Raw genomic sequence first — 23,656 nt, forward strand, 5'->3', positions numbered from 1 at the left:
GGGCTGGGGTGAGGGGCTTTTCCCACAGACACACAGTTGCAAAGCCCGGAGTAGACATGGCCAACGCTTTACCCGACCTCAAACTGTTGCGCATCTTCGTCAGCGTCGTGCGTCATCAGGGTTTCGCCAACGCGCAACAGGAACTCAACCTGTCGACCTCGGCGATCAGCACCTACATGAGCCAGCTCGAAGCCGCGCTCGGCCTGGTGCTGTGTCATCGCGGGCGCGGCGGGTTCAGCCTGACCAGCAAGGGTGAGCTGTTCCATCAGGAAACCCTGCGCCTGCTCGCTGAACTCGAAGGTTTCGAGCAATACGCCGCCGCGCTCAAGGGCGAACTGCGCGGCACGCTCAACCTCGGGGTGATCGACTCCACGGTCAGCGACAAGGCTCTGCCGTTCGCCGAAGCCATCGGCGGTTACAGCCAGGAACACCCGGCGGTGCATTTGCATTTGTCGGTGATGAGCCCGTACGAACTGCAACTTGGCGTGCAGGACAACCGCCTCGATCTGGCCATTGGTGCGTTTTCCACGCGCATGAGCGGTCTGGTCTATATGCCGCTGTACCGCGAGCAGCACTGGTTGTATTGCAGCAGCCGGCATCCGTTGTTCAACGAGCGACGTATTCCCGAGCAGGTCATCACCCAGCAACGCATGGTCGGGCGCGGTTACTGGAGTCAGGCGGAACTGGCCCGGCACGGCTTCAAACACAGCGCCGCGACGGTGGAGAGTATGGAGGCGCAGCTGATTCTGGTGCTGTCCGGCGCCTACATCGGTTACTTGCCGGAGCATTACGCTCAGGCGTGGGCCGACAAGGGCGACTTGCGTGTGTTGCTGCCGGCGACCTTCGGTTATCAGGCGCCGTTCTCGATGATCATGCGCCGGGGCCGCAGCCGCGAGCCGCTGATCCAGACGTTCCGTGATTTGCTCAAAGCTCAGCTCAATCAGGCTTAGCGTGTAGGAAAAAGAAGTATGTCCAGACTGCAATGCCCGCGCTGCCTGCGCCCCCAAACCCATTGCCTGTGCCCGCTGATCCCGCGCCTCGACAGCCGCACGCGGGTGTTGCTGTTGCAGCACCCGAGCGAGGTCAATCATGCGCTGAATACCGCGCGGTTGGCGGCGCTCGGGTTGAGCAATGCCGAGCTGATCGTTGGCGAAGTGTTCGAGGATTTGCCGACGCTGCTCAATCAGCCAGGGTATCGGGCGCGGTTGTTGTTTCCCGCCGATGATGCGCAGCCGATGCAGACTTATGGCGAATCAGATGAGCCGCTGTTGCTGGTGGTGCCGGACGGCACGTGGCGCAAGGCGCGCAAGATGCTCCACCTCAATCCGCTGCTGGCGGGGTTGCCACGGGTGACGCTGGCCGAGGGCGGCGTGTCGCGCTATCGCTTGCGCAAGGCACCGGGGCCGGGGGCGTTGTCGACGATTGAGGCGATTGTGCAGGCGTTGCACACGCTGGAAGCGCCGGCGTCATTCGAGCCGTTGCTCAAGCCGTTCGAGGCGTTGATCGAGGGGCAGATTGCGGCGATGGGGGAGGAGACCTTCCAGCGTAATCATGGCGATAGATAAGTGCTGAGGCGGCTGGCCTCTTCGCGAGCAGGCTCGCTCCCACATTTGATCGCAGGTGCACACAAACTCTGTGTTCACCACAAATCCCCTTGTGGGAGCGAGCCTGCTCGCGAAGGCGCCGGGTCAATCACAGCAGTGCTTTGCAAAGGCTAGCGTTCGCGCATCGCCTCGGTTCTGGCCTTGAGCACGGGTTTGAGCAGGTAATCGAGGACGCTTTTTTCCCCGGTAATAATGTCCACCGTCGCCACCATCCCTGGAATGATCAGCAGCGGTTTCACATCCCCGCCCAAATGGTTTTTATCAGTGCGCACCTGAATCAGATAAAAACTGTTGCCCTTGTCATCGGTGATCGTGTCGGCCCCGATCAGCTCAAGCTTGGCGCTCAGCCCACCGTAAATCGTGTAGTCATAAGCGCTGAACTTGACCATGGCTTTCTGGCCCGGATGCAGGAACGCGACGTCCTGCGGACGCACCTTGGCCTCAATCAACAGGTTGTCTTCCAGCGGCACGATTTCAACCATATCGCTGCCCGGCTGCACCACACCACCGATGGTGTTGACCTTCAATTGCTTGATCACGCCATGCACCGGTGAGGTCACGGTGGTGCGGCTGACACGGTCGTCGATGGCGATGCTGGAGGCGGTGATTTTCGACAGGTCGGTGCGTTTCTGATTGAGGTCCTTGGCCGCGTCGGAGCGGAAGGTCTGTTCCGATTCGTCGATCTTGCTCTTGATTTCGTTGATCGCCGATTCCGCCCGGGGGATCGCCAGCGTCGTCGCGTTGAGCGAGCCACGAATCTCCACCGCGCTGCGCTTGAGCCGCAGGATTTCCACTGGCGATACCGCGCCGGTGCCGACCAGCGGCGCCGACATGTTCATCTCTTGTTGCAGCAACGCGAGGCTGGAGCTGAACTGGCCTTGCTTGGAGCGAAATTCGGCCAGCTCCTGAGTTTTCTGGCGCAGCTGTTCGGTGAGGGTGCGTTGCTCACTGGCCAGTCGGCGCTGGCGCTGGTCGTACAGCGAACGCTCGTCCTCGGCGACTTGCGGGGCCTTGGCGATTACCTCGTCGGAGAGCTTGAATGGCCGGCCTTCGGCCTCTGCCGAAAGCCGTTCAACCTGCGCGGTCAGCGCATAGCGATCGGCCTCGCTTTCACCCTTGTTCGACAGAAAACGCGTGTCATCCAGACGCAACAGCTTGTCGCCCTTGTTCACCATTTGCCCTTCACGCACGAAGATTTCGGTAACGATGCCGCCCTCAAGGTTCTGGATCACCTGAACCTTGCTCGACGGAATCGCCTTGCCTTCGCCCATGGTCACTTCTTCGAGCACGGCGAACTTGGCCCAGACCAACGCGCTGATCAACAGCGCCGCCGCCAGCCACACGGTAATCCGCGACCAGCGCGGCGAGTCCTGCAACGAGGCGCCGGCGGTTTCCGGCATGAATTCGGCTTCGGCGCTTTTGCCGAAACTGTCGAAGTAGCCGCGTGATTTGCTATCGGAGGAAGCAGACATGGGGCAACTCCTAGACCGCCGCCGAGCCGACGCGGCCCTTGCGCAGTGCATCGATGACCGCTTCCTTCGGACCGTCGGCGACGACCCGGCCGTTGTCCAGCACCAGCAAACGATCCACCAGGCTCAGCATCGACGTGCGGTGGGTGACCAGCAGCAGCGTCTTGCCTTGCACCCAGCCATGCAGCTTCTGCCGCAGTTGGTCTTCGCTGCTGTTGTCCATGGCGCTGGTGGGTTCGTCGAGCAGCATGATCGGCGGATCGAGCAACAAGGATCGTGCGAGCAACACCGCCTGACGCTGGCCACCGGAGAGCAATTGCCCGCGCTCGCCAACCGGCCGGTCGAAGCCTTGTGGATGCTGGCGGGCGAGTTCGGTGACGCCGGTCAGCTCAGCCACTTCTAGCATCCGCGAATCGCTGATGTAGCGAGCACCGAGCGTGAGGTTGTCGCGCAGGCTGCCGGCCAGCAGCGGCAGATCGTGGGCGACGTAACCGATCTGTTGGCGCAGGTCGGCGACATCCAGTTGCCGCAAGTCGAGGCCGTCAAGCAGCAACTGGCCTTCTTCCGGTTCGTAAAAACCCATGACCAGGCGCGCCAGGGTGCTTTTGCCGGAACCGCTGCGGCCAATGATGCCGACCCGTTCGCCGGCTTTCAGGCTGAACGTGACATTGCTCAGGGCCGGCGCATTCTGGCCGTTGTAATGGAAGGTCACGCCGTTGACGTCCAGCGCCCCCTGCAACTGCGTGCGCTCCAATGGCCGTTGTTTGCCGTCACGCTCCTGCGGCAGGGACATCAGCGCATCGGTACTTTTCATGGTCAGTTGCGCTTGCTGATAACGAGTGATCAGCCCGGCGATCTGCCCGAGTGGCGCGAGCACGCGGCTGCCGAGCATGTAACTGGCGACCAGCGCGCCGACGCTGAGGTTGCCGGCGATGATGCTGTAGACCCCGGCAACGATCGTCGCCATCCCCGAAAACTGCTGGATGAACAGCGTGCCGTTGGTGGCCAGCGCCGAGAGGTTGCGCGCATGGCTGTCGAGACGGGTGAGGGCGCCGTGGGTGCTTTCCCATTTGTGCTGGCGCTCGCTCTCTGCACTGCAGGCCTTGAGGGTTTCCAGGCCGCCGAGGGTTTCGATCAGCACGGCCTGGCGTTCGGCACCGAGGCTCAGGCTTTTCTGCACGGTATCGCGCAGGCGCACCTGAATCACCAGGGCGAAGATGATCGTCAGCGGAAACGCCAGCAGCGGAATCACCACCAGCCAGCCACCGAGCAGGCCGATCACCACCAGCATCAACACCACGAAAGGCAGGTCAATCAGGCTGGTCAGGGTCACTGCGGTGAGAAACTCGCGCAGGCCCTGGAAATCATGAATGCTCTGGGCGAATCCGCCGATGGTCGCCGGCCGCGCCTTCATCGACATGCCGGTGATGCGCTCGAACAAAGTCGCGGAAAGGATCACATCGGTTTTCTTGCCGGCGGTGTCCAGCAGGTGCGCGCGCACCACTCGCAGTACCAGTTCGAAACCAGTGCCGATCAGCAGCCCGATCGACAGCACCCACAAGGTCGACGTGGCCTGATTCGGAACCACGCGGTCGTAGGTCTGCATGACGAACAGCGGCACCATCAGCCCCAAAAGGTTGATCAGGAAACTGGCGAGGATGGCATCGCTGTAGAGCCATTTCGACAGCTTCAGGGTGTCGCGAAACCACGCATGCACACGCGGCACCAGTGGCGAGCGCAGGTCTTCGAGTTCATGGCGCGGACGGGCAAACAAGGCCTGGCCGCTGTAGTGCTCAGTGAGTTCTTCGCGGCTGACCCATTGCTCGCCGCCATCGGCTTCGCTGGGCAGGATCAGTGCTTTGCCGTCGTCGCCGAAACGCCGCAACACCGCAGTGCGACCGTCGTTGAGCAGCAACAGGATTGGCAGATTAAGCGGCGAAATATCTTTCAGATCACGGCGCAAAATGCGCGCCTGCAACCCGGCCCGGGCGGCTGCGCGGGGCAGCAGATCCAGGCTCAGGCGTTGCTTGTTCAGGGGCAGCCCGGCACTCAGGCTGGCGCGACTGACGATCGCGCCATGCAGTTTGCAGAGGATCAACAGACCGTCAAGTAACGGATCATCGAAGCTCAGCCGCGGATCGATCCCGGTGTTACCGGGTTCCAAACTGGTCATATTGATCGCCTGTGGCGAGGGAGCTTGCTCCCGCTTGAGTGCGCAGCACTCACACTGTTGATCGTTCCCACGCTCTGCGTGGGAATGCCTCTAGGGACGCTCTGCGTCCAGTGACGCGGAGCGCCATGGGCTGCGTTCCCACGCAGAGCGTGGGAACGATCAAGATCGCTACTTCAGCTCGGGCAGGCGGGCTTCGTTTTTGACTTCGCTCGCGGCGATGGCATCGGCCGGCAGCACCACCCGTTGTTTGCTCAGCAACTGGCCCATGTTCGCCAGCACGCGGTACATCGAATATTCCTCGGTGTAGCGGATTTCGGTGTAGCGACGGTTGGCGTTGTAGAGCTCGTTTTCACTGTCGAGCAAGTCGAGCAGGGTGCGTTGGCCGAGGCCGAACTGATCCTGATACGCGGCGCGTACCCGCTTGGTGGTTTCAGCGTATTCGCGGGCGGTCGGGGTCTGCTTCTTCGCGTTGACCATGGCGTTCCACGCCAGGTGAATGTTCTCGTTGAGCTGGCGCAGGGCGTTGTTGCGGATGTCCATGGCCTGGTTGATCTGGTGCGCATCGGAGGCCAGTCGCGCCTTGTCGCTGCCGCCGCGGAACAGGTTGTAGTTCATGATTACGCCGACACGCCATTCGTTGTCGTGGCCTTCATCGCCTTGCACGTTGTTGTTCGCACCGACGGCCGCTTCGGCATCGAAACGTGGATAGAACGGCGACTTGGCCACTTCGTACTGGCTCTCGGCCGACTGCACGTCAGCCTGCGCGGATTTCAGATATGGGTTGTTCTCGACCATGCTCTGCTGTGCTTCCGGCAGGCTGGTCGGCAGTTCGCCACGGGTCGAAGCCGGCGCTTCCAGCTCGTCGGGCAGACGTCCGACCACGCTGTAGAAGTTCGACTCGGCGTCGGCCAGATCGACTTCGGCGGTGTCGAGGTTGTTCTGTGCCAGCGCTTTACGGGCGACCGATTGATCGGAGTCTGCGGTGCTGCCGATGCCGCGTTCGGTACGCAGACCGATCTGATCGTTGACGCGCAAATGCGCCTGCAGGTTGTTCTTCGCCAGAGTCACCAGTTCACGGCGCTTGAGCACTTCGAGATAGACCTCGATGGTGCGCAGGGCCAGATCCTGGGCGGTGCCTTGCGCATAATAGGCGCGCGAATTGGACACGCCTTTGGTGCGCTCGACCTCGTTGGCGGTGTTGAAACCGTCGAACAGCATTTGCCGCAGCCGCAGCTCGGACTGGGTGTAGTTGAGAATTCGGGTGTCGTGGTTACCGAAGGCCCGGGTGTTGGTGTTATCGCTGTAGCCACGGCCATAAGCAGCGTTCAAATCGACGGACGGATAGAAGCCGCCCTTGGCGACTTTCACTTGTTCATCAGCCGACAGGCGGGCGTCCACGCGCGAAGCAAGTTCCGGGTGGGTGGCAATGGTGCTCTGGATGGCTTCGGTGAGGTTCATGGCCTGGGCTTGAGAAGTGCAAGCCATGGCCAGCAAAACCGCGCTGCAGAGGGGGGTTAGAACGCGCATGGGTGCATCTCCCTGAGTCCTGATGGTGCGTTACTGTCGCCAAATATTTGACGGAATTTTTAGGTGTAGGCGTTTCACTCTTGTAACAACAGAGCTAAGAACATCCTAGAGCGTAGCTAAGAAAAATTTTTCATAAGGCTTATGCCGAAAAAAACTTATGCGCTTTGTAAAATCCGGCACATTGTTCAGCACGAAAGCCTTTGTTTCATGCGCTTTAGGGAGCTCAAAAAGGCTTGAGGAAAGTTCCACTCACTTTGCGACATACGGCGAAGTACTGCTGAAGGGGAGGGACGCGTAGCGGTCGATGAGCGACAGATTTTTGTCACTCGGGTGATTCACCACCGTTACGTAGCGCTAGCAGGCGGGTTGTCTTGATCAGGGTTCACAAGTGCTTGATCGCACTTGAGTTTCCTTATCGGACGGACACTGCGAAACGAACTGTCGAGGGTGCGAGCGTCACCTCCGGCAACCCGATTGAGCCATGGGCTGCTTCGCTTACCAGTGCCGACGGTGGTCGGCAGCGGAGGATTTCACATGGCAACGCTCATCGGCACCGTCACTAAAGTCATTGGTCAGGTTTTCGCGCAGGCAGCTGACGGTACTCGTCGCGCTCTGGTTGAGGGGGATCGCCTGTTCGCCGGCGATCAACTGATCACCGGGGCCGAAGGCGCCGTCGCCGTCCATCTGCAAAACGGCCAGGAGCTTACCCTCGGTCGCGACAGCAGCCTGACCATGACCGGCCAGTTGCTCGCCGATCAGGCGGGCCACGTGAATGCGCCAGAGGTGGTGACGCCGAGCGAAGCGCAGATGACCGACGTCGAGCAGATCCAGAAAGCCATCGCCGCCGGTGACGACCCGACCAAAACCGCTGAAGCCACTGCCGCCGGTCCCAACGCGCCGGGCGGCGTGCCAGGTGAGGCCGGCGGCGGACACAGTTTCGTGCTGCTGACGGAAGTCGGCGGACGCGTCGATCCGCGTATCGGCTTCCCCACTGCCGGGTTTGGCGGTATTCCCGAGTTTCCTGAAGAACGCCACAACGTGGTCATCGACAACGGCGATAACACGCCGGCGCCGGTGATTCCGCCGCCGGTCAACAACATCGTCACCCTCAGCGGCCTCGCCGTGCCCGGGGGCGAACTGACCCTCAACGAAGCCAATCTGCCTACCGGTTCGGCAGCCAATCCTGGCGCGCTGACCCAGAGCGGCAGCTTTACCGTGACGGCACCGGATGGTCTGAACAGCCTCAACATCGGCGGCATCAACGTGATCAGCGGCGGCGTGACCGAAGGCTTTCCGCAGTCGGTGACCACGCAATTGGGCAACACCCTGACCATCACCGGTTACAACCCGAGCACTGGCGTGGTCAGCTACAGCTACACGCTCAACGGCAACGACGCGCATCCGGCCGGTGACGGCAGCAACAGCCTCAGCGAACATTTCACCGTGACGGCCGGCGACAGCAATGGCGACAGCGCCACCGGTTCGCTGGACGTCAACATCATCGACGACGTGCCCAGAGCGGTGAACGACAGCAACAGCGCAACGGCGTCGGAGACCTTGCTGACCTTGACCGGCAATGTTCTCAGCAATGACGTGCAGGGTGCTGACCGCGTGCCGAGCGGGCCAGTTACCGCCGGTACTTTCACCGGGACTTACGGCACGTTGGTGCTCAATGCCAACGGCACATACACCTACACCCTGAACACCAGTGATGCAGATTTCAAAGCCCTGCACGGTGGCGGCAATGGAACTGAAACCTTCAGCTACACACTCACCGATTCCGATGGCGATAAAAGCACGGCGAACCTGGTTCTGCAGATCCACAACAACGACGATCCGGTGATCATCAACGGCTTGAACGTCGAGGGTGGTGAACTCACGGTTTTCGAGAAAAACCTGGCACTGGGCAGCTCTCCTGATTCGGCGGCGCTGACGCAAAACGGTACGTTCACCATCACCGCGCTGGACGGCGTCACCACGCTGACTATCGGTGGCATTGCCGTAGTCACCAATGGTGTGGCCGCAGGTTTCCCGCAATCGGTGACGACACCGTTGGGCAGCACGCTCACAATCACCGGATTCAACGCCACCACGGGCGTCGTCAGCTACAGCTACACCCTCGATCACAACGACGCGCATCCGACCGCCAACGGCGCGAACAATCTGCCTGAGCAGTTCGCCGTCACGGTGGTCGATGACAACGGCACCACTGCCAATGCAACCCTCGATGTCAACATCATCGACGACCTGCCAAAAGGCGTGAACGACAGCAACACCGGCACCGCATCGGAAACGCAACTCACGCTAGTCGGCAACGTCCTCGACAACGATGTGCAAGGTGCTGACCGCGTACCGACCGGCCCGAATGCCGGGCCGATCACCGCCGGTACTTTTACCGGCACTTACGGCACGCTGGTGCTCAACGCCAACGGCACTTACACCTACACCGTGAACCCGAACGATGCCGACTTCAAAGGTTTGCATGGCGGTGGTAACGGCACAGAAAATTTCACCTACACCATCACCGATTCCGATGGCGACACCAGCACCGCCAATCTTGTTTTGCAGATCCACAACAACGACGATCCGGTGGTCATCAGCGGCCTCGATGTGAATGGCGGCGAACTCACTGTCTACGAGAAAAATCTCAGCACCGGCAGCGCTCCTGATTCGGCGGCGCTGACGCAAAACGGTACGTTCACCATCACCGCGCTGGACGGCGTGACCACGCTGACTATCGGTGGCATTGCCGTGGTCACCAATGGCGTGGCGGCTGGTTTTCCGCAATCGGTGACGACACCGCTGGGCAGCACGCTGACCATCACCGGCTTCAACGCCACCACTGGCGTCGTCAGCTACAGCTACACCCTCGATCACAACGACGCGCATCCGACCGCCAACGGCGCGAACAATCTGCCTGAGCAGTTCGCCGTCACGGTGGTCGATGACAACGGCACCACTGCCAATGCAACCCTCGATGTCAACATCATCGACGACCTGCCAAAAGGCGTGAATGACAGCAACACCGGCACCGCATCGGAAACGCAACTCACGCTAGTCGGCAACGTCCTCGACAACGATGTGCAAGGCGCTGACCGCGTACCGACCGGCCCGAATGCCGGGCCGATCACCGCCGGTACTTTTACCGGTACTTACGGCACGCTGGTGCTGAACGCCAACGGCACTTACACCTACACCGTGAACCCGAACGATGCCGACTTCAAAGGTCTGCACGGTGGCGGCAACGGCACAGAAAATTTCACCTACACCATCACCGATTCCGATGGCGACACCAGCACCGCCAATCTTGTTCTGCAGATCCACAACAACGACGATCCGGTGACTCTCAACGGCCTCGATGTGAATGGCGGCGAACTCACCGTCTACGAGAAAAACCTCAGCGACGGCACCAGCCCCGACGCTCCGGCGCTGACCCAGAGCGGCACCTTCACCGTCACCGCGCTCGACGGCCTGCAAACCCTGACCGTGGGCGGCATCAACGTGGTCACCGGTGGCGTGGCCGCAGGCTTCCCGCAGTCGATTGTCACGCCACTCGGCAGCACGTTGACCATCACCGGCTACGACCCCACCACCGGGGTCGTCAGCTACAGCTACACCCTTGACCATAACGATGCGCACCCAACCGGCAACGGCGCCAACAGCATCACCGAGAACTTCAACGTCGTCGCCACCGACACCGATGGCAGCGCCGCCAGCGGGCAGATCAACGTCAACATCGTCGATGACTTGCCGAGCGCCCATGCCGACGCGGCGTCGGTGGTGGAGGGCGGCACCGTCAGCGGCAATGTGCTGGATAACGACATCGGCGGCGCTGACGGGCCGGCCGTCACCGGCGCGGTGGTCGGCGTGCGCGCAGGTGCCGACACCTCGACATCGGCCATCGGTGGCCTCAACAGCAACATCAACGGCACCTACGGCTACCTGACGCTGGACGCCAACGGCAACGCCGTCTACCACAGCAATCCCAATGCGGTGAGCGGCCCGGGCGCGGTGGATGTGTTCACCTACACCGTGCGCGATTCCGATGGTGACGAAAGCACTACCACCATCACCATCGATGTCTCCAACAGCAAGCTGAGTGCGACCAGCGACACCGATGTCACGGTGTATGAGAAAGCCCTCGACCTGACCAAGGACGGCGCCGATCTGGCGCCGGGTACGGTCATCGGCAGCGATCCGACCAGCACCGGCGAAACTGCGTCCGGCACGCTGGTCGGTTCGGTCACTGGTGCGGTCGGTGCGATCAGCTATGCGCTGGTCGGCAGTGCCACCGGCAACTACGGGCAGATCGTCCTCAATCCCAACGGCACTTACACCTACACGTTGACGTCGCCAGCGACCACCACGCCGCACGCCGACGACGGTGCCAACACGCTGACTGAAACGTTCACCTATCAGGCCACCGATTCGCTGGGCAACGTCGTCACCAGCAGCATCGTCGTCAGCATCGTCGATGACGTGCCCAAAGCTGTGAACGACAGCAACGCCAACAGCGCCTCGGAAAGCCAGTTGACCCTGACCGGCAACGTGCTGACCAACGACGTGCAAGGCGCGGATGTGGTGGCGACCGGGCCGAATGCCGGGCCGATCACCGCCGGTACGTTCACCGGGACCTACGGCACGCTGGTGCTCAACGCCAACGGGACTTACACCTACACGCTGAATCCCAACGATGCCGACTTCAAGAACCTGCACGGCGGCGGCAACGGCACCGAGACGTTCACCTACACCCTGACCGATGCCGATGGCGACACCAGCACCGCCAACCTGGTGCTGAACATCCACAACAACGACGATCCGGTGGTGCTCAACGGCCTCGACGTCAACGGCGGCGAACTCACCGTCTACGAGAAAAACCTCAGCGACGGCACCAGCCCCGATACGCCGGCGCTGACCCAGAGCGGCACCTTTACCGTCACCGCACTCGATGGTCTGCAAAGTCTTACCGTCGGCGGTATCGCCGTGGTCACCAACGGTGTCGCGGCAGGGTTCCCGCAATCCGTTACCTCGCCGCTGGGCAGCACGTTCACCGTCACCGGCTACAACGCGACGACCGGCGTGGTGAGCTACAGCTACACCTTGGTCGATAACGAAGCGCATCCGACCGGCAACGGCGCGAATAGCCTCACCGAGAACTTCAACGTGGTGGCGACAGACACCGATGGCAGCACTGCCAGCGGCCAGATCAACGTCAACATCATCGATGACTTGCCGACGGCCAAAGCGGATACCGGGTCGGTGGCTGAAGGCGGTACGGTCAACATCAGCGTGCTGGGCAACGACGTTACCGGCGCGGATGGCGCGGCGGCGGGCGGAGCGGTGGTGGGCGTGCGCGCCGGCAGCAACACCGGCACCTCGGCCATCGGCGGCCTCAACAGCAACATCAACGGTAACTTCGGCTACCTGACCCTTGATGCCTTGGGCAACGCTGTCTATCACAGCAACCCGAACTCGGTGAGCCCACCGGGCGCCACCGATACCTTCACCTATACCATCCGCGACAGCGACGGCGATGAAAGCACCACGACCATCACCATCAACGTCGCTGACAGCAAACTGGTGGCCTCGGTCGATCAGGACGTGACGGTTTACGAGAAAGCCCTCGACCTGACCAAGGACGGCCAGGATCTGGCCCCCGGTACGGTCACCGGCAGCGATCCGACCAATACCGGTGAAACCGCGACCGGCACGCTGGTCGGCGCCGTCACCGGCGGCAGTGGGGCGATCACCTACACTCTGGTCGGCAGCGCCACCGGCACCTATGGGCAGATCCAGCTCAACGCCGACGGCACCTACACCTACACGCTGACTTCGGCGCCGAAAACCACGCCGAACGCCAACGACGGGGCGAACACCCTGAGTGAAAGTTTCACCTACAAAGCCACCGATGCACTGGGCAACAGCACCACCAGCACCCTTGTCGTCAACATCGTCGACGATGTGCCAAAAGCGGTGGCGTCGGATCGTTCGGTGGCGGCGGTGGAGATCGACTCCAACATCCTCATCGTTCTCGACATCTCCGGCAGTATGGCCGACGCCTCGGGTGTGCCGGGCCTGTCTCGGCTGGATCTGGCCAAGCAGGCGATCAGCGCCTTGCTCGACAAGTACGATGATCTGGGCGATGTCAAAGTGCAGTTGGTCACCTTCAGCAGCAACGCCACCGACCGCACTTCGGTGTGGGTCGATGTCGCCACTGCCAAGACGCTGCTCGCCGGCCTGAATGCCGGTGGCGGCACCAACTACGACGCCGCCGTGGCCGCGCTGCAAACCGCGTTCAATACCTCGGGCAAACTCACCGGGGCGCAGAACGTCGGCTACTTCTTCTCCGATGGCAAACCCACCACCGGTCAAGACATCGGCACCAGCGATGAAGCCGCGCTGAAAAACTTCCTCGATGCCAACAACATCAAGAACTACGCGATCGGCCTCGGCAGCGGCGTCAGCAACGCCAACCTCGACCCGCTGGCCTATGACGGCATCAGCCACACCAACACCAATGCGGTGGTGGTCACCGACCTCAATCAGCTCAACTCGGTGCTCTCGGGCACCGTGCAGGGCGCGCCGGTCACCGGCTCGTTGCTGGGCGAAGGCGGTACGTTCGGCGCCGATGGCGGTTTCATCAAATCCATCGTCGTCGACGGCACCACCTACACCTACGATCCGAAAGCCCTGAGCGGCCAAGGCTCGCTGACCGCAACCGGTGGCACCAACCACGGCACTTTCAACACCGTGAACAACACGGTGAGCATTGCCACCAACAACAGCGGCACCCTGGTGATCAACCTCGACACCGGCGACTACACCTACACCTCGCAGAAAACCACCGCCGTGGTCATCACCGAGAACATCGGCTTCACCGTCAGCGACAACGACGGCGACCTCGCCAGTTCGACGCTGACCGTGAAAGTGATCCCCAATGCGCCGCCAGTGGCAGTCGACGATCACGTCATCACCAACGTGCTGTCGAGCAACGTCGTGGTGCCGGGCGAGTTGCTGCTGGCCAACGACACCGACCCCAATGGCGATACGCTCAACGCCTCACCGACCACGTTCAACACCGGTTGGGCGGCGAAGGGCGCGGACTTCACCGGCACCGGTGCGATCAGCTTCGCCGGCACCGGCAATACCGCTGCCAATCAGAGCCTGGCAGACGTGCGCAGTTCGTTTGCGGCCAATACGGCGGCATTGACTGCCATGCTGGTGGTCAGCGGCTACCTCGGCGCGGTGACCACCGCCAATGCCAACGATGAAGACCTGATCACCGTCAAACTGAAACAGGGCGAGACCCTCAACCTCGACCACAACCTGGCGGCCGGGCACATCACCATGGAGTATTCGCTCAACGGTGGTGCGTTCGTGACGATTGCCGACGGCGGCACTATCACGGCCAGCGCCGATGGCACCTACCAGATCCACATCACCAACATCACCAATACCAGTGGCAGCAACACCGGCGCGGCGGAAAATTATCAACTGACCATGACGGTCAACTACGCCGGAGCGCACGATGTCACGCCGGATTACCACGGCACCTACACCGCCAACGACAACCACGGTGGCAGCGACACCGCCAACGTGACCATCACGTATCAGGACGGCCATACCCTCACCGGTACCTCCGGCGATGACGTTCTGGTGGCGGGGACGGGGGATAACATCCTCAATGGTGGCGACGGCAACGATGTGCTCACCGCAGGCTCAGGCAACAACGAACTGCATGGCGGCGCCGGCAATGACTTGCTCTACAGCGGCCCGGGCAATGACCTGCTCGACGGCGGCACCGGCATCGACACCGCGAGCTACGCCCACGCCACGGCCGGGGTCACGGTCAACCTCGGTCTGCTCGGTGCGCAAAACACCCTTGGCGCTGGCACCGATACCCTCACCGGTATCGAAAACCTTGTCGGCTCCAACTTCAACGACACGTTGACCGGCGACAACAATAACAACGTGATCAACGGCGGCCTCGGCAACGACATCCTCAACGGTGGCGGCGGCGACGACCTGCTGATCGGCGGCATGGGCAACAACACCCTGACCGGCGGGCCAGGTGCCGATACCTTCCAGTACCTGAAGGGCAACAGTGGCCACGACACCATCACCGACTTCACCCCCGGCACCGACAAGCTCGACCTGTCACAACTGCTGCAAGGTGAAAACGGCACCACCGCGTCGCTCGACGACTACCTGCACTTCACCGTTAGCGGCAGCGGCGCCTCGGTGATGACCAGCATCGACGTCAGCGCCATGGCCGGCGCCACGCCGAACCAGACCATCGACCTCGCCGGCGTCAACCTCGCCAGCCACTACGGTGTGACTCCGGGGGCGGGCGGGATGATCGCCAGCGGGCACGACACGGCGACGATCATCAGCGGGATGCTGAATGATCATTCGTTGAAAGTGGATACGGTGTAAGCGACGCCTGAAACGACAAAACCCGCCGTCCCGGTTGATGGGGCGGCGGGTTTTTTCTGTCTGATGGTAGGGCGTTGCTCATTCTGGCCCCTTCGCGAGCAGGCTCGCTCCCACACTGGAGTGCGGTTAACTGTGGGAGCGAGCCTGCTCGCGAAAGCGCCAGATCTGACGCCGAATAACTCAGCGGTTGATCACGCCTGCATCAACCCGGCAACTCCAGATTATCCAGCACCCGATTCACCGCCAGTTCCCCGAGCATGATCAACTGCGCAAGCCCCAACAGCGTCCGGCGCTGTGACGCCGGCAACAGGGCGGCGGCGTCATGGGCGATGGTCTTCGCCGAAGCCAGCGTTTCACAGGCATTGGCCAGCAGTTCCTCGTTTTTGGTGTCGGCGGTTACACCCGGGCGGGCGGAGATAGTGATCGAGCGCGCGGTCGGCGGCTTCGTGGAGTTTTTTTGAGTTGAGGGATTCGTACGGGGAGGTCGGGTCGGTTTCGGGCGGGTTTGGCGTTGGTTTTATCATCGGTGAAGCCTCTAGAGTAATGAAGCAGCCACCGTTCGCTGCTAACGAGGGAGGTGGCGGCTGTACGCGGGTTAGCAGACCAGGACTCTAGAACCCGGCGCACCGAAGTGCCCCACGCAAAGCCGCCATAACGGCAACGGACCTTGTGCGTCTAGAGTAAATCCAGGCTGCTAAACCCGATCGCCGAACAATCAGCGACCGACCCACAATAGAACCCGCCCTCAAGGCGCACAAGCCGGCGGATTCTGGCGTAGCTGTAGGCAAAGGCGCAAGGATGTGTAGCTTGCGAGGCGTGTCTGGAGGTGTTTTTTAAACGCCTTGTTTTGAAAGGATCCTACCTTTCTGCAGCTCCACCCATTCAGTCAGGAACTGTTGAAAGGAGTTGATCTAATGATCATTCGTAGAAGGTGGATACGGTTTGATCGAGGGCAACGACAAAACCCGCCGAACCGAATGATCGGGTGGGCGGGATTTTCATATCAACCGGTGCCCCCGATTGCTCTGGATAACGGATTTTCATGCCGACCGCCGATCCATGTAGGAGCTGCCGCAGGCTGCGATCTTTTGATGTTGCTTTTAAAAGACAAGATCACGGGATCGCCGCCTGCGGCAGCTCCTGCAGGAGCGTGCTGTTTTGCTGTGGCATGCTCTTCAGGCGCTAGACATCGAGTAACTGCAATGCCAGATTGTCCACCTGATAATCGTTGCCGACCCCCGAATCGACATGACTGACAATGGCCAGAGTCATCTCGCTGGCGCTGGCGACGAAGTTGCCTGACAAGGTTGTCCAGGCCAGGTCATTGAGGGTCACCGGCCCGGCAATGGCAACGCCCCCGGCACTCAGCGACAGCGACGGTGCAGCATATTCACCGCGAAAACGGATGCAGTTGATCGTCAACGAATACCGGCTACCGGGCTTCAGATTGGCGAATTGTTTCTGCAGCACAACGCCCGCCGAGTTGTTGCTGTAGGTGTAGTTTTGCGCCCTGTAGTTGCCTTGTTCGAACACGATGGTCCAGTCATTCGGCAGTGTTGCCGGACCCCGACGCCAGCCATTCCAGCCGTATTGGTCAAAATTCGTCAGGTCGTGTTCCAGCGGCGGCTCGCTGGCCTTGCCGATCCGCAGTTCCAGCAGCGGTGATTGCACCGGCGCGCGCCCAGGGTTGGTCACCTTGTAGTGCACCGTCAGAGGACTGCCGGCGAAAGGTGCGATGTAACGGCTGCCTGCATCAAAGCTCAGCGGCAGGTCGAGGTCAGTAATGGTGCGCCCGAAAATATAGCGAAGCGTGACCCCGAGTGGATCGGTGACCTGCCAATACAGCTGCACCGACGCACCGATTTTCAAGGCCCAGTAATCGGGAATGAACACCTTCGCCATGCTGATGTTGGCAGGCAGTTCGTCTTCCACAACCTGTTCGATCATCGGTGGACGTAGCGTAAAGGCGCCGCCCTGGATGGTGATATTGGTCGGTTTGGACAGTTGCGGTGCGCCAGTGCCTCCTGCGCTGAGGGTGTAAGTCAGTCGCAGGGAACCCCGGATGAGCGCCAGCACGCGCTCATTCTCGATTTCAAAATAAATCACGCTGCTCATCCCGTCCAGGGACCGGGTGTACGTGAACGTGACCGCTTCGCCCGTTTCCGTGAGGCCCTGCAGAGTCAGTTGCAACTGGTCATTCTTTGCATAATTGCTGAGGAAAATCACGACCCGCGCCGGTCCACCAAATAGCAGGTCATGATTGAGTATGTTGCCCGGTGTCCTTTCGACTGCCGGAGCTGGCAGCAATGTGATTCCCGGTTTGCTTTGCAGGATTAGTGCGTCCGACCAGCCGCTCTGATTGTGCACTTTGTCGGTCAACTGATAGCGCACCACCAGCGAATCGCTTGGCGGCAATTTGGCGAGTTGTTCCGGTGTCAGTTGAAAAACGATATCTGCCGTCGCATTGGTGACTTTGAACACCATCGTCAATGTCCCGAAGGCGAGGCTCACCAGATCCTCCAGTGCTTGATGCTGGTAGCTTTTGATCGTCACGGTCATGCCGGTATCGATCACGCTCTGGTCAATGATCGTTTCCGAAACGATGGGCAGCGGCAACCCCTGGTTGAATGGCTTGCCACCATCGGTGTCCGGGTTGCCCGGCGGAAAACTTTTGTAGTACAGCTGATAGGGCGTTGAGCTTTCGGTGTTATCGCTGATGCGCTTCACAGTGAAAAAGAACGGTTGATTTCCCGGCTGCGAATACTTGGACAACATGACACTGGCCGGGATGTAGAAAGGCACATCTCGGGCCACAACACCGTCGGCATCGAAATGTTCGGCGGTTATAAAAAACGAGGCCACGGGGATTAACTTATCGCCGAGAAAAACATCGATATGGTCACCGACAGTCATCTGCAAATAGCTGAGGATGTACACCAGCAAGCCCTGAACATCGCTGTGTACCATGCTGTAGTTGACCCCCTGCGCACCATCGCTCAGCGGCTTGTAACCGATGACATACGGCGGTGGTACCGCTAGCACGCCGACGTCGCCCGACGGTGGTGGAAAGATGACGACCTGTTCTTCTGAAGCATTGGCGCTGCTGGTTGTCTGGCTCATGAGCAATAACCCATCGTCGGGGAGGCGGATGCCCTGGGGGGGCGCACTGATCTCCATCGATTAGAACCGCACTGACCGGCACCGCCTACTGTCAGATCTGACAGGTAAGCAAACGTTTAAGACGAATGGTCAAGCGGGTGGGAGCGGTTATGGATTTCCCAAACTTGAAACCGCCCCCTGTAGGAGCTGCCGCAGGCTGCGATCTGTTGATCTTGTTTTGAAGAGCAACATCAAAAGATCGCAGCCTGCGGCAGCTTCTGCAGGGTGTCTTTTAAAACAGTTCTGTTTGAAGACAAGGAGGAATCAGGATTTGCGCAAAGTCTTCTGCCGAAGGATATAGATCGTCACCAACACCGCACTCGTCAACATGAACCCCCGTGCCCACGGCAGCGGCACCAGGTAACACGAGAACAGAATGCTCGCCCACATCAGCCCGATCGCGTAGACCTTGCCCTTGAGCGGAATGCCGTTGCCATCGAGGTAATCGCGGATCCATGGCCCCAGTCGTGGATGTTCGACCAGCCATTGATAGAAACGCGGAGAGCTGCGCGCGAAGCAGGCCGCGGCGAGCAGAAGGAAAGGGGTGGTGGGCAGGACAGGCAGGAAGATCCCGATCACCCCCAATGCCACGCTGAGCCAGCCGATGGCCAGCAGCAAGTAGCGCAACATCAGAGAGCGGTTGCCTATGGGGTTGTCCATAGGCCGGATCTTAGTGGTGACGTGGCTTGAGGATCGCCGGTTTTTCGTCGGGTGCCTGGCACAGCAGGTACAGCGCGGTCAGGGCTTCCGGGATCTGCACGATCATGTCGTCCATCAGGTTGGCGTCCTTGGCGATGTCTTCGAACTCTGGCTGTTCGTCGAACAGGCCCGAACCGACCATGATCGGCAGGAGCATTTCGCTGACTTCTTCTTCAGCGGTTTCGAACCAGGCTGCTTCGCGCAGGAACACGCCCTCCATGAAACCGATGCACCAGCCGCGCAGTTCGGAGTCGTCCGGCTCTTCACCAAGATCGAGGTCACATGGCAGCTCGAATTCTTCATCCGAGGCCAGTTGACGGGCGATGTGCGCCTTGAGGCCGATCAGCGTGGCTTCGATTTCTGCGCGCTGGGCGTCGCTGCTGTAATGCGGCTCTTCAGAGAACAGGGCGTCGATCCACTCACGCTCCGGTACGTCTTCGGCGCAGATCGACAGCGCGGTCAGATAACCGTGCGCGGCCACGTAATCCAGCGCCTCGTCGTGCAGCTCGTCGGCATCGAGGAAGACTTGCAGGCGGGTCAGTTGCTCAGCGAAGGACATTACGGGGCTACCTTGGGGGAATAAACAATGCGGGAATTCTAGGCCTTCTTGAGCGCTCAAGCCAGCCGCACGGCAGATTCACCCTACATCTTTGTAGGAGCTGCCGCAGGCTGCGATTTTTTGATGTTGTTTTTTAAAGATCAAAAGATCGCAGCCTGCGGCAGCTCCTACAGGGGCGCATCTTAGATTGTATCGACGGGTGTCGCCCTGTGCAGGGGAGGCCTCGGGTATACTGCCGCGTTTTGCGCTCCCTGCCTGTATTGCGGCTGTCATGCAATGCGTTCTTACGATTCTGCGGTGCAGCCTTGCCCGTCATGAACCAGCCTTGCAGGGATGTTTTTGTGATTTTTGGAGTTTTTATGCTCGAACAGGCTCAACGCGTCCTCAAGGACATCTTCGGCTACGACAGTTTCCGTGGCCGTCAGGGTGCAATCATTGAGCGCGTGGCCAGCGGCGGGGATGCGCTGGTCTTGATGCCTACCGGTGGCGGCAAGTCGCTGTGCTTCCAGGTCCCGGCGCTGTTGCGCGAAGGCCTGGCGGTGGTGGTGTCGCCGTTGATCGCCTTGATGGACGATCAGGTCGCCACCCTCGAAGAGCTGGGTGTGGCGGCAGCGGCGTTGAACTCCACACTGAGTGCCGAGCAGCAGCGCGATCTCGCCACGCGGATCAAACGCGGTGAAGTGAAGATGTTGTATCTGGCGCCCGAGCGTCTGGTGCAACCGCGCATGCTGTCGTTCCTGCAAGGGCTGAATATCGCCTTGTTCGCCATCGACGAAGCGCACTGCGTATCGCAATGGGGCCACGACTTCCGTCCGGAATACCTGCAACTGGGCCAGTTGGCGGAGCTGTTTCCCGACGTACCGCGCATCGCCCTGACCGCTACCGCCGACAAGCGCACCCGCGAAGAAATCGTCACCCGCCTGCATCTGCAGAACGCCGAGCGCTTTCTGTCGAGCTTCGACCGCCCGAACATCTTTTACCGCATCGTTCCTAAAGAGCAGCCACGCAAGCAGTTGCTGGCGTTCCTCGCCGAGCGGCGCAGTGATGCCGGCATCGTCTATTGCCTGTCGCGCAAAAAAGTCGAAGAAGTGGCGACGTTCCTCAGCGAACAGGGTTTTCCGGCGTTGCCGTATCACGCAGGTCTGCCCAACGATCTGCGGGCCTTCAACCAAAAGCGCTTCCTCAATGAGGAAGGCCTGATCATGGTCGCCACCGTGGCGTTCGGCATGGGCATCGACAAGCCCAACGTACGTTTTGTCGCCCACCTTGATCTGCCGAAGTCGCTTGAAGCGTATTACCAGGAAACCGGTCGTGGTGGCCGCGATGGCTTGCCGGCGGATGCGTGGATGGCTTACGGTCTGCAAGACGTGGTGATGCTCAAGCAGATGCTGCAGAACTCTGAAGGCGACGAGCGGCACAAGCGTCTAGAGCAGCACAAGCTCGACGCGATGCTCTCGCTCTGCGAAGAAACCCGCTGCCGTCGTCAGACCCTGCTGGCGTATTTCGATGAAGACATGCCCGAGCCGTGCGGCCATTGCGACAACTGTGTCGATGGCGTGCAGACCTGGGATGCCACCGAGCCTGCACGTCAGGCGTTGTCAGCGATTTTCCGTACTGGCCAGCGTTATGGCGTCGGCCATCTGGTTGATGTGCTGCTGGGCAAGGACAACGAAAAAATTCGCAGTTTCGGTCATCAGCACCTGTCGGTGTGGGGCGTCGGCAAAGCGCTGAGCGAGAGCGAATGGCGCTCGCTGTTCCGCCAGTTGGTGGCGCGTGGTCTGGCCGATGTCGATCACGAAGGGTACGGCGGTCTGCGTCTCAACGACAGTTGCCGGCCATTGCTCAAGGGCGAAGTGAGCCTGGAGCTGCGCCGCGATCTGAAGCCGCAAGTCGCCGCCAAGAGCAACAGCAAGAGTCCGGCCAGCCAACTGGTGCGCGGCGAAGAGCGCGAACAGTGGGAAGCGCTGCGTGCGTTGCGGCGCAAACTCGCCGAAGAACACGGCGTACCACCGTACGTCATCTTCCCCGACTCGACGCTGCTGGAAATGCTCCGCAGTCAGCCGACTTCGCTGGCGGAAATGGCCACGGTCAGCGGCGTCGGTGCACGTAAGCTGGAGCGCTATGGCGAGGCCTTCCTCGAAGTGCTTGGCGGCGCAGTCGAGGCGCCGAAAGCGGTGGCCGACGTGCGCCACGAACTGATCACGCTGGCCCGCGCCGGCATGACGCCGCTGCAAATCGCGGGGCAGTTGCAGTGCTCGGAAAAGAACGTCTACACCATGCTCGCCGAAGCCATTGGCAAGCAGCAGTTGTCGCTGGAACAGGCGCTGGACTTGCCTGAAGAACTGATGGGCGAAGTGCAGGACGCGTTCCTCGATGGCGAAGGCGAGTTGCCGTCGGTCGCCGAAATTGCCGAGTTGTTCGCCGGCCGGGTTCCAGAGGGCGTGCTTTACTGCGTGCGGGCTGCGCTGCAATCGGAATTCGAAATGTAAGTTGGCCGCCAGCCCTCACCCCAGCCCTCTCCCCGAGGGAGAGGGGGCCGACCGAGGTGTCTGGGGTTTGACATCGACCTGAAAGAACCAGTCGATTATGGCTTCGGTAAAGCAGGATCAGATCGGCGTAACCCTGAAGCATCCCCCATTCAGTCCCCTCTCCTTTTGGGAGAGGGGACCGACCGAGGTGTCTGGGGTTTGACATCGACCTGAAAGAACCAGTCGATTATGGCTTCGGTAAAGCAGGATCAGGTCGGCGTAACCCTGAAGCATCCCCCATTCAGTCCCCTCTCCTTTTGGGAGAGGGGACCGACCGAGGTGTCTGGGGTTTGACATCGACCTGAAAGAACCAGTCGATTATGGATTCGGTAAAGCAGGATCAGGTCGGCGTAACCCTGAAGCATCCCCCATTCAGTCCCCTCTCCTTTTGGGAGAGGGGGCCGACCGAGGTGTCTGGGGTTTGACATCGACCTGAAAGAACCAGTCGATTATGGATTCGGTAAAGCAGGATCAGGTCGGCGTAACCCTGAAGCATCCCCCATTCAGTCCCCTCTCCTTTTGGGAGAGGGGACCGACCGAGGTGTCTGGGGTTTGACATCGACCTGAAAGAACCAGTCGATTATGGCTTCGGTAAAGCAGGATCAGGTCGGCGTAACCCTGAAGCATCCCCCATTCAGTCCCCTCTCCTTTTGGGAGAGGGGACCGACCGAGGTGTCTGGGGTTTGACATCGACCTGAAAGAACCAGTCGATTATGGATTCGGTAAAGCAGGATCAGGTCGGCGTAACCCTGAAGCATCCCCCATTCAGTCCCCTCTCCTTTTGGGAGAGGGGGCCGACCGAGGTGTCTGGGGTTTGACATCGACCTGAAAGAACCAGTCGATTATGGCTTCGGTAAAGCAGGATCAGATCGGCGTAACCCTGAAGCATCCCCCATTCAGTCCCCTCTCCTTTTGGGAGAGGGCTAGGGTGAGGGGCTTTCAAGATGTAACGATTCAGTACAGACCGCTACTTGCCTATAACTGCAGCTCATGCTTAGCTGGCTAATAATTAGAAATTCTTTATTTTTCAGTCTAACCGTGAGTGTTTTATGCCGTTAACCGATCAACACCGCTTTGGCATGCAACTGGCCCAGATGTCCCGTGGCTGGCGTGCCGAACTGGACCGCCGGCTGGCCGGCCTGGGGCTGTCCCAGGCGCGCTGGCTGGTGCTGCTGCATCTGGCGCGTTTCGAAGACGCGCCGACCCAACGGGAGCTGGCGCAGAGCGTCGGTGTCGAAGGTCCGACCCTTGCACGCTTGCTTGATAGTCTGGAAAGCCAGGGCCTAGTGCAACGCCAGTCCGTGATGGAAGACCGTCGGGCGAAAAAAATCGTTCTCTGTGCGCCGGCCCTGCCGCTGATCGAACAAATCGAAACGATTGCCACGCAGCTGCGTCACGAATTGTTCGAAGGCGTCGACGAGGCGGATTTAAAGGTCTGCATGCGGGTTCACGGGCACATTCTGGGTAATCTGGAAAAATCTTGAGGCACAACCCGCTGCCGT

At 60.5% G+C, this 23,656-nt stretch carries 12 protein-coding genes and 1 pseudogene; 5 read left to right on the plus strand and 8 right to left on the minus strand.

What is annotated here, in order from left to right:
- The first annotated feature begins 56 nt into the window (after nucleotides 1-56).
- Nucleotides 57-950, plus strand: coding sequence for a LysR family transcriptional regulator (locus tag C2E19_RS08925; protein ID WP_053118206.1), 894 nt, complete (start codon nucleotides 57-59; stop codon nucleotides 948-950).
- Between the two features lie 18 nt (nucleotides 951-968).
- On the plus strand, nucleotides 969-1,565 hold the full coding sequence (locus C2E19_RS08930; protein ID WP_129390713.1) for a tRNA-uridine aminocarboxypropyltransferase: 597 nt from the start codon (nucleotides 969-971) through the stop codon (nucleotides 1,563-1,565).
- 149 nt (nucleotides 1,566-1,714) lie between these two features.
- Here the strand turns inward: C2E19_RS08930 and C2E19_RS08935 are convergent, their stop codons facing one another.
- From C2E19_RS08935 to C2E19_RS08945, 3 genes are all read right to left on the minus strand, one after another.
- Entirely contained in the window at nucleotides 1,715-3,076 is a 1,362-nt protein-coding gene (locus C2E19_RS08935) for an HlyD family type I secretion periplasmic adaptor subunit (protein WP_129390716.1), read from the minus strand.
- Nucleotides 3,077-3,086: 10 nt separating this feature from the next.
- Nucleotides 3,087-5,246: a type I secretion system permease/ATPase gene (locus tag C2E19_RS08940; protein ID WP_129390719.1), complete on the minus strand. Its 2,160-nt coding sequence runs from the start codon at nucleotides 5,244-5,246 to the stop codon at nucleotides 3,087-3,089.
- Between the two features lie 168 nt (nucleotides 5,247-5,414).
- Nucleotides 5,415-6,773, minus strand: coding sequence for a TolC family outer membrane protein (locus C2E19_RS08945; protein ID WP_129390723.1), 1,359 nt, complete (start codon nucleotides 6,771-6,773; stop codon nucleotides 5,415-5,417).
- Nucleotides 6,774-7,307: 534 nt separating this feature from the next.
- On the opposite strand from C2E19_RS08945, the gene C2E19_RS08950 reads away from it, so the two are divergent.
- The gene (locus C2E19_RS08950) at nucleotides 7,308-15,209 is read left to right on the plus strand and encodes a retention module-containing protein (RefSeq protein WP_129390726.1); all 7,902 of its coding nucleotides are present in this window, start codon (nucleotides 7,308-7,310) and stop codon (nucleotides 15,207-15,209) included.
- Nucleotides 15,210-15,411: 202 nt separating this feature from the next.
- Here the strand turns inward: C2E19_RS08950 and C2E19_RS08955 are convergent.
- The 5 genes and pseudogenes from C2E19_RS08955 to C2E19_RS08970 all read right to left on the minus strand — a co-directional run bounded on the left by C2E19_RS08955 (nucleotide 15,412) and on the right by C2E19_RS08970 (nucleotide 19,626).
- Nucleotides 15,412-15,733 (minus strand): annotated as a pseudogene (locus C2E19_RS08955) (DUF6124 family protein).
- A gap of 394 nt (nucleotides 15,734-16,127) precedes the next feature.
- Nucleotides 16,128-16,253: a hypothetical protein gene (locus tag C2E19_RS29140; RefSeq protein ID WP_256661291.1), complete on the minus strand. Its 126-nt coding sequence runs from the start codon at nucleotides 16,251-16,253 to the stop codon at nucleotides 16,128-16,130.
- A gap of 138 nt (nucleotides 16,254-16,391) precedes the next feature.
- A complete protein-coding gene (locus tag C2E19_RS08960) occupies nucleotides 16,392-18,386 on the minus strand; it encodes a hypothetical protein (RefSeq protein ID WP_129390730.1) in 1,995 nt (664 codons plus the stop codon).
- Nucleotides 18,387-18,632: 246 nt separating this feature from the next.
- Nucleotides 18,633-19,028 (minus strand): YbaN family protein, encoded by a 396-nt coding sequence (locus tag C2E19_RS08965; protein WP_129390733.1) that lies wholly within the window; start codon nucleotides 19,026-19,028, stop codon nucleotides 18,633-18,635.
- Nucleotides 19,029-19,038: 10 nt separating this feature from the next.
- Complete coding sequence (locus C2E19_RS08970; RefSeq protein WP_129390736.1) at nucleotides 19,039-19,626, minus strand: YecA family protein; 588 nt, start codon at nucleotides 19,624-19,626, stop codon at nucleotides 19,039-19,041.
- Between the two features lie 359 nt (nucleotides 19,627-19,985).
- Here C2E19_RS08970 and recQ point away from each other — a divergent pair, with 359 nt between their 5' ends.
- Both recQ and C2E19_RS08980 read left to right on the plus strand, forming a co-directional pair.
- The gene (gene recQ / locus C2E19_RS08975; RefSeq protein ID WP_129390739.1) at nucleotides 19,986-22,115 is read left to right on the plus strand and encodes a DNA helicase RecQ; all 2,130 of its coding nucleotides are present in this window, start codon (nucleotides 19,986-19,988) and stop codon (nucleotides 22,113-22,115) included.
- Between the two features lie 1,088 nt (nucleotides 22,116-23,203).
- Complete coding sequence (locus C2E19_RS08980; protein ID WP_027613988.1) at nucleotides 23,204-23,638, plus strand: MarR family transcriptional regulator; 435 nt, start codon at nucleotides 23,204-23,206, stop codon at nucleotides 23,636-23,638.
- Nucleotides 23,639-23,656 lie beyond the last annotated feature (18 nt).

It is taken from the genome of Pseudomonas sp. DTU12.3 (assembly GCF_004124275.1).
GTDB classification, from domain to species: Bacteria; Pseudomonadota; Gammaproteobacteria; order Pseudomonadales; family Pseudomonadaceae; genus Aquipseudomonas; species Aquipseudomonas helmanticensis.

What these genes read in the sequence shown, in the direction of transcription:
- C2E19_RS08925 (WP_053118206.1), top strand. Translation starts at nt 57, where the DNA reads ATGGCCAACGCTTTACCCGACCTCAAACTGTTGCGCATCTTCGTCAGC.
- C2E19_RS08930 (WP_129390713.1), top strand. Translation starts at nt 969, where the DNA reads ATGTCCAGACTGCAATGCCCGCGCTGCCTGCGCCCCCAAACCCATTGC.
- C2E19_RS08935 (WP_129390716.1), bottom strand. Translation starts at nt 3,076, where the DNA reads ATGTCTGCTTCCTCCGATAGCAAATCACGCGGCTACTTCGACAGTTTC.
- C2E19_RS08940 (WP_129390719.1), bottom strand. Translation starts at nt 5,246, where the DNA reads ATGACCAGTTTGGAACCCGGTAACACCGGGATCGATCCGCGGCTGAGC.
- C2E19_RS08945 (WP_129390723.1), bottom strand. Translation starts at nt 6,773, where the DNA reads ATGCGCGTTCTAACCCCCCTCTGCAGCGCGGTTTTGCTGGCCATGGCT.
- C2E19_RS08950 (WP_129390726.1), top strand. Translation starts at nt 7,308, where the DNA reads ATGGCAACGCTCATCGGCACCGTCACTAAAGTCATTGGTCAGGTTTTC.
- C2E19_RS29140 (WP_256661291.1), bottom strand. Translation starts at nt 16,253, where the DNA reads ATGAAAATCCGTTATCCAGAGCAATCGGGGGCACCGGTTGATATGAAA.
- C2E19_RS08960 (WP_129390730.1), bottom strand. Translation starts at nt 18,386, where the DNA reads ATGGAGATCAGTGCGCCCCCCCAGGGCATCCGCCTCCCCGACGATGGG.
- C2E19_RS08965 (WP_129390733.1), bottom strand. Translation starts at nt 19,028, where the DNA reads ATGGACAACCCCATAGGCAACCGCTCTCTGATGTTGCGCTACTTGCTG.
- C2E19_RS08970 (WP_129390736.1), bottom strand. Translation starts at nt 19,626, where the DNA reads ATGTCCTTCGCTGAGCAACTGACCCGCCTGCAAGTCTTCCTCGATGCC.
- recQ (WP_129390739.1), top strand. Translation starts at nt 19,986, where the DNA reads ATGCTCGAACAGGCTCAACGCGTCCTCAAGGACATCTTCGGCTACGAC.
- C2E19_RS08980 (WP_027613988.1), top strand. Translation starts at nt 23,204, where the DNA reads ATGCCGTTAACCGATCAACACCGCTTTGGCATGCAACTGGCCCAGATG.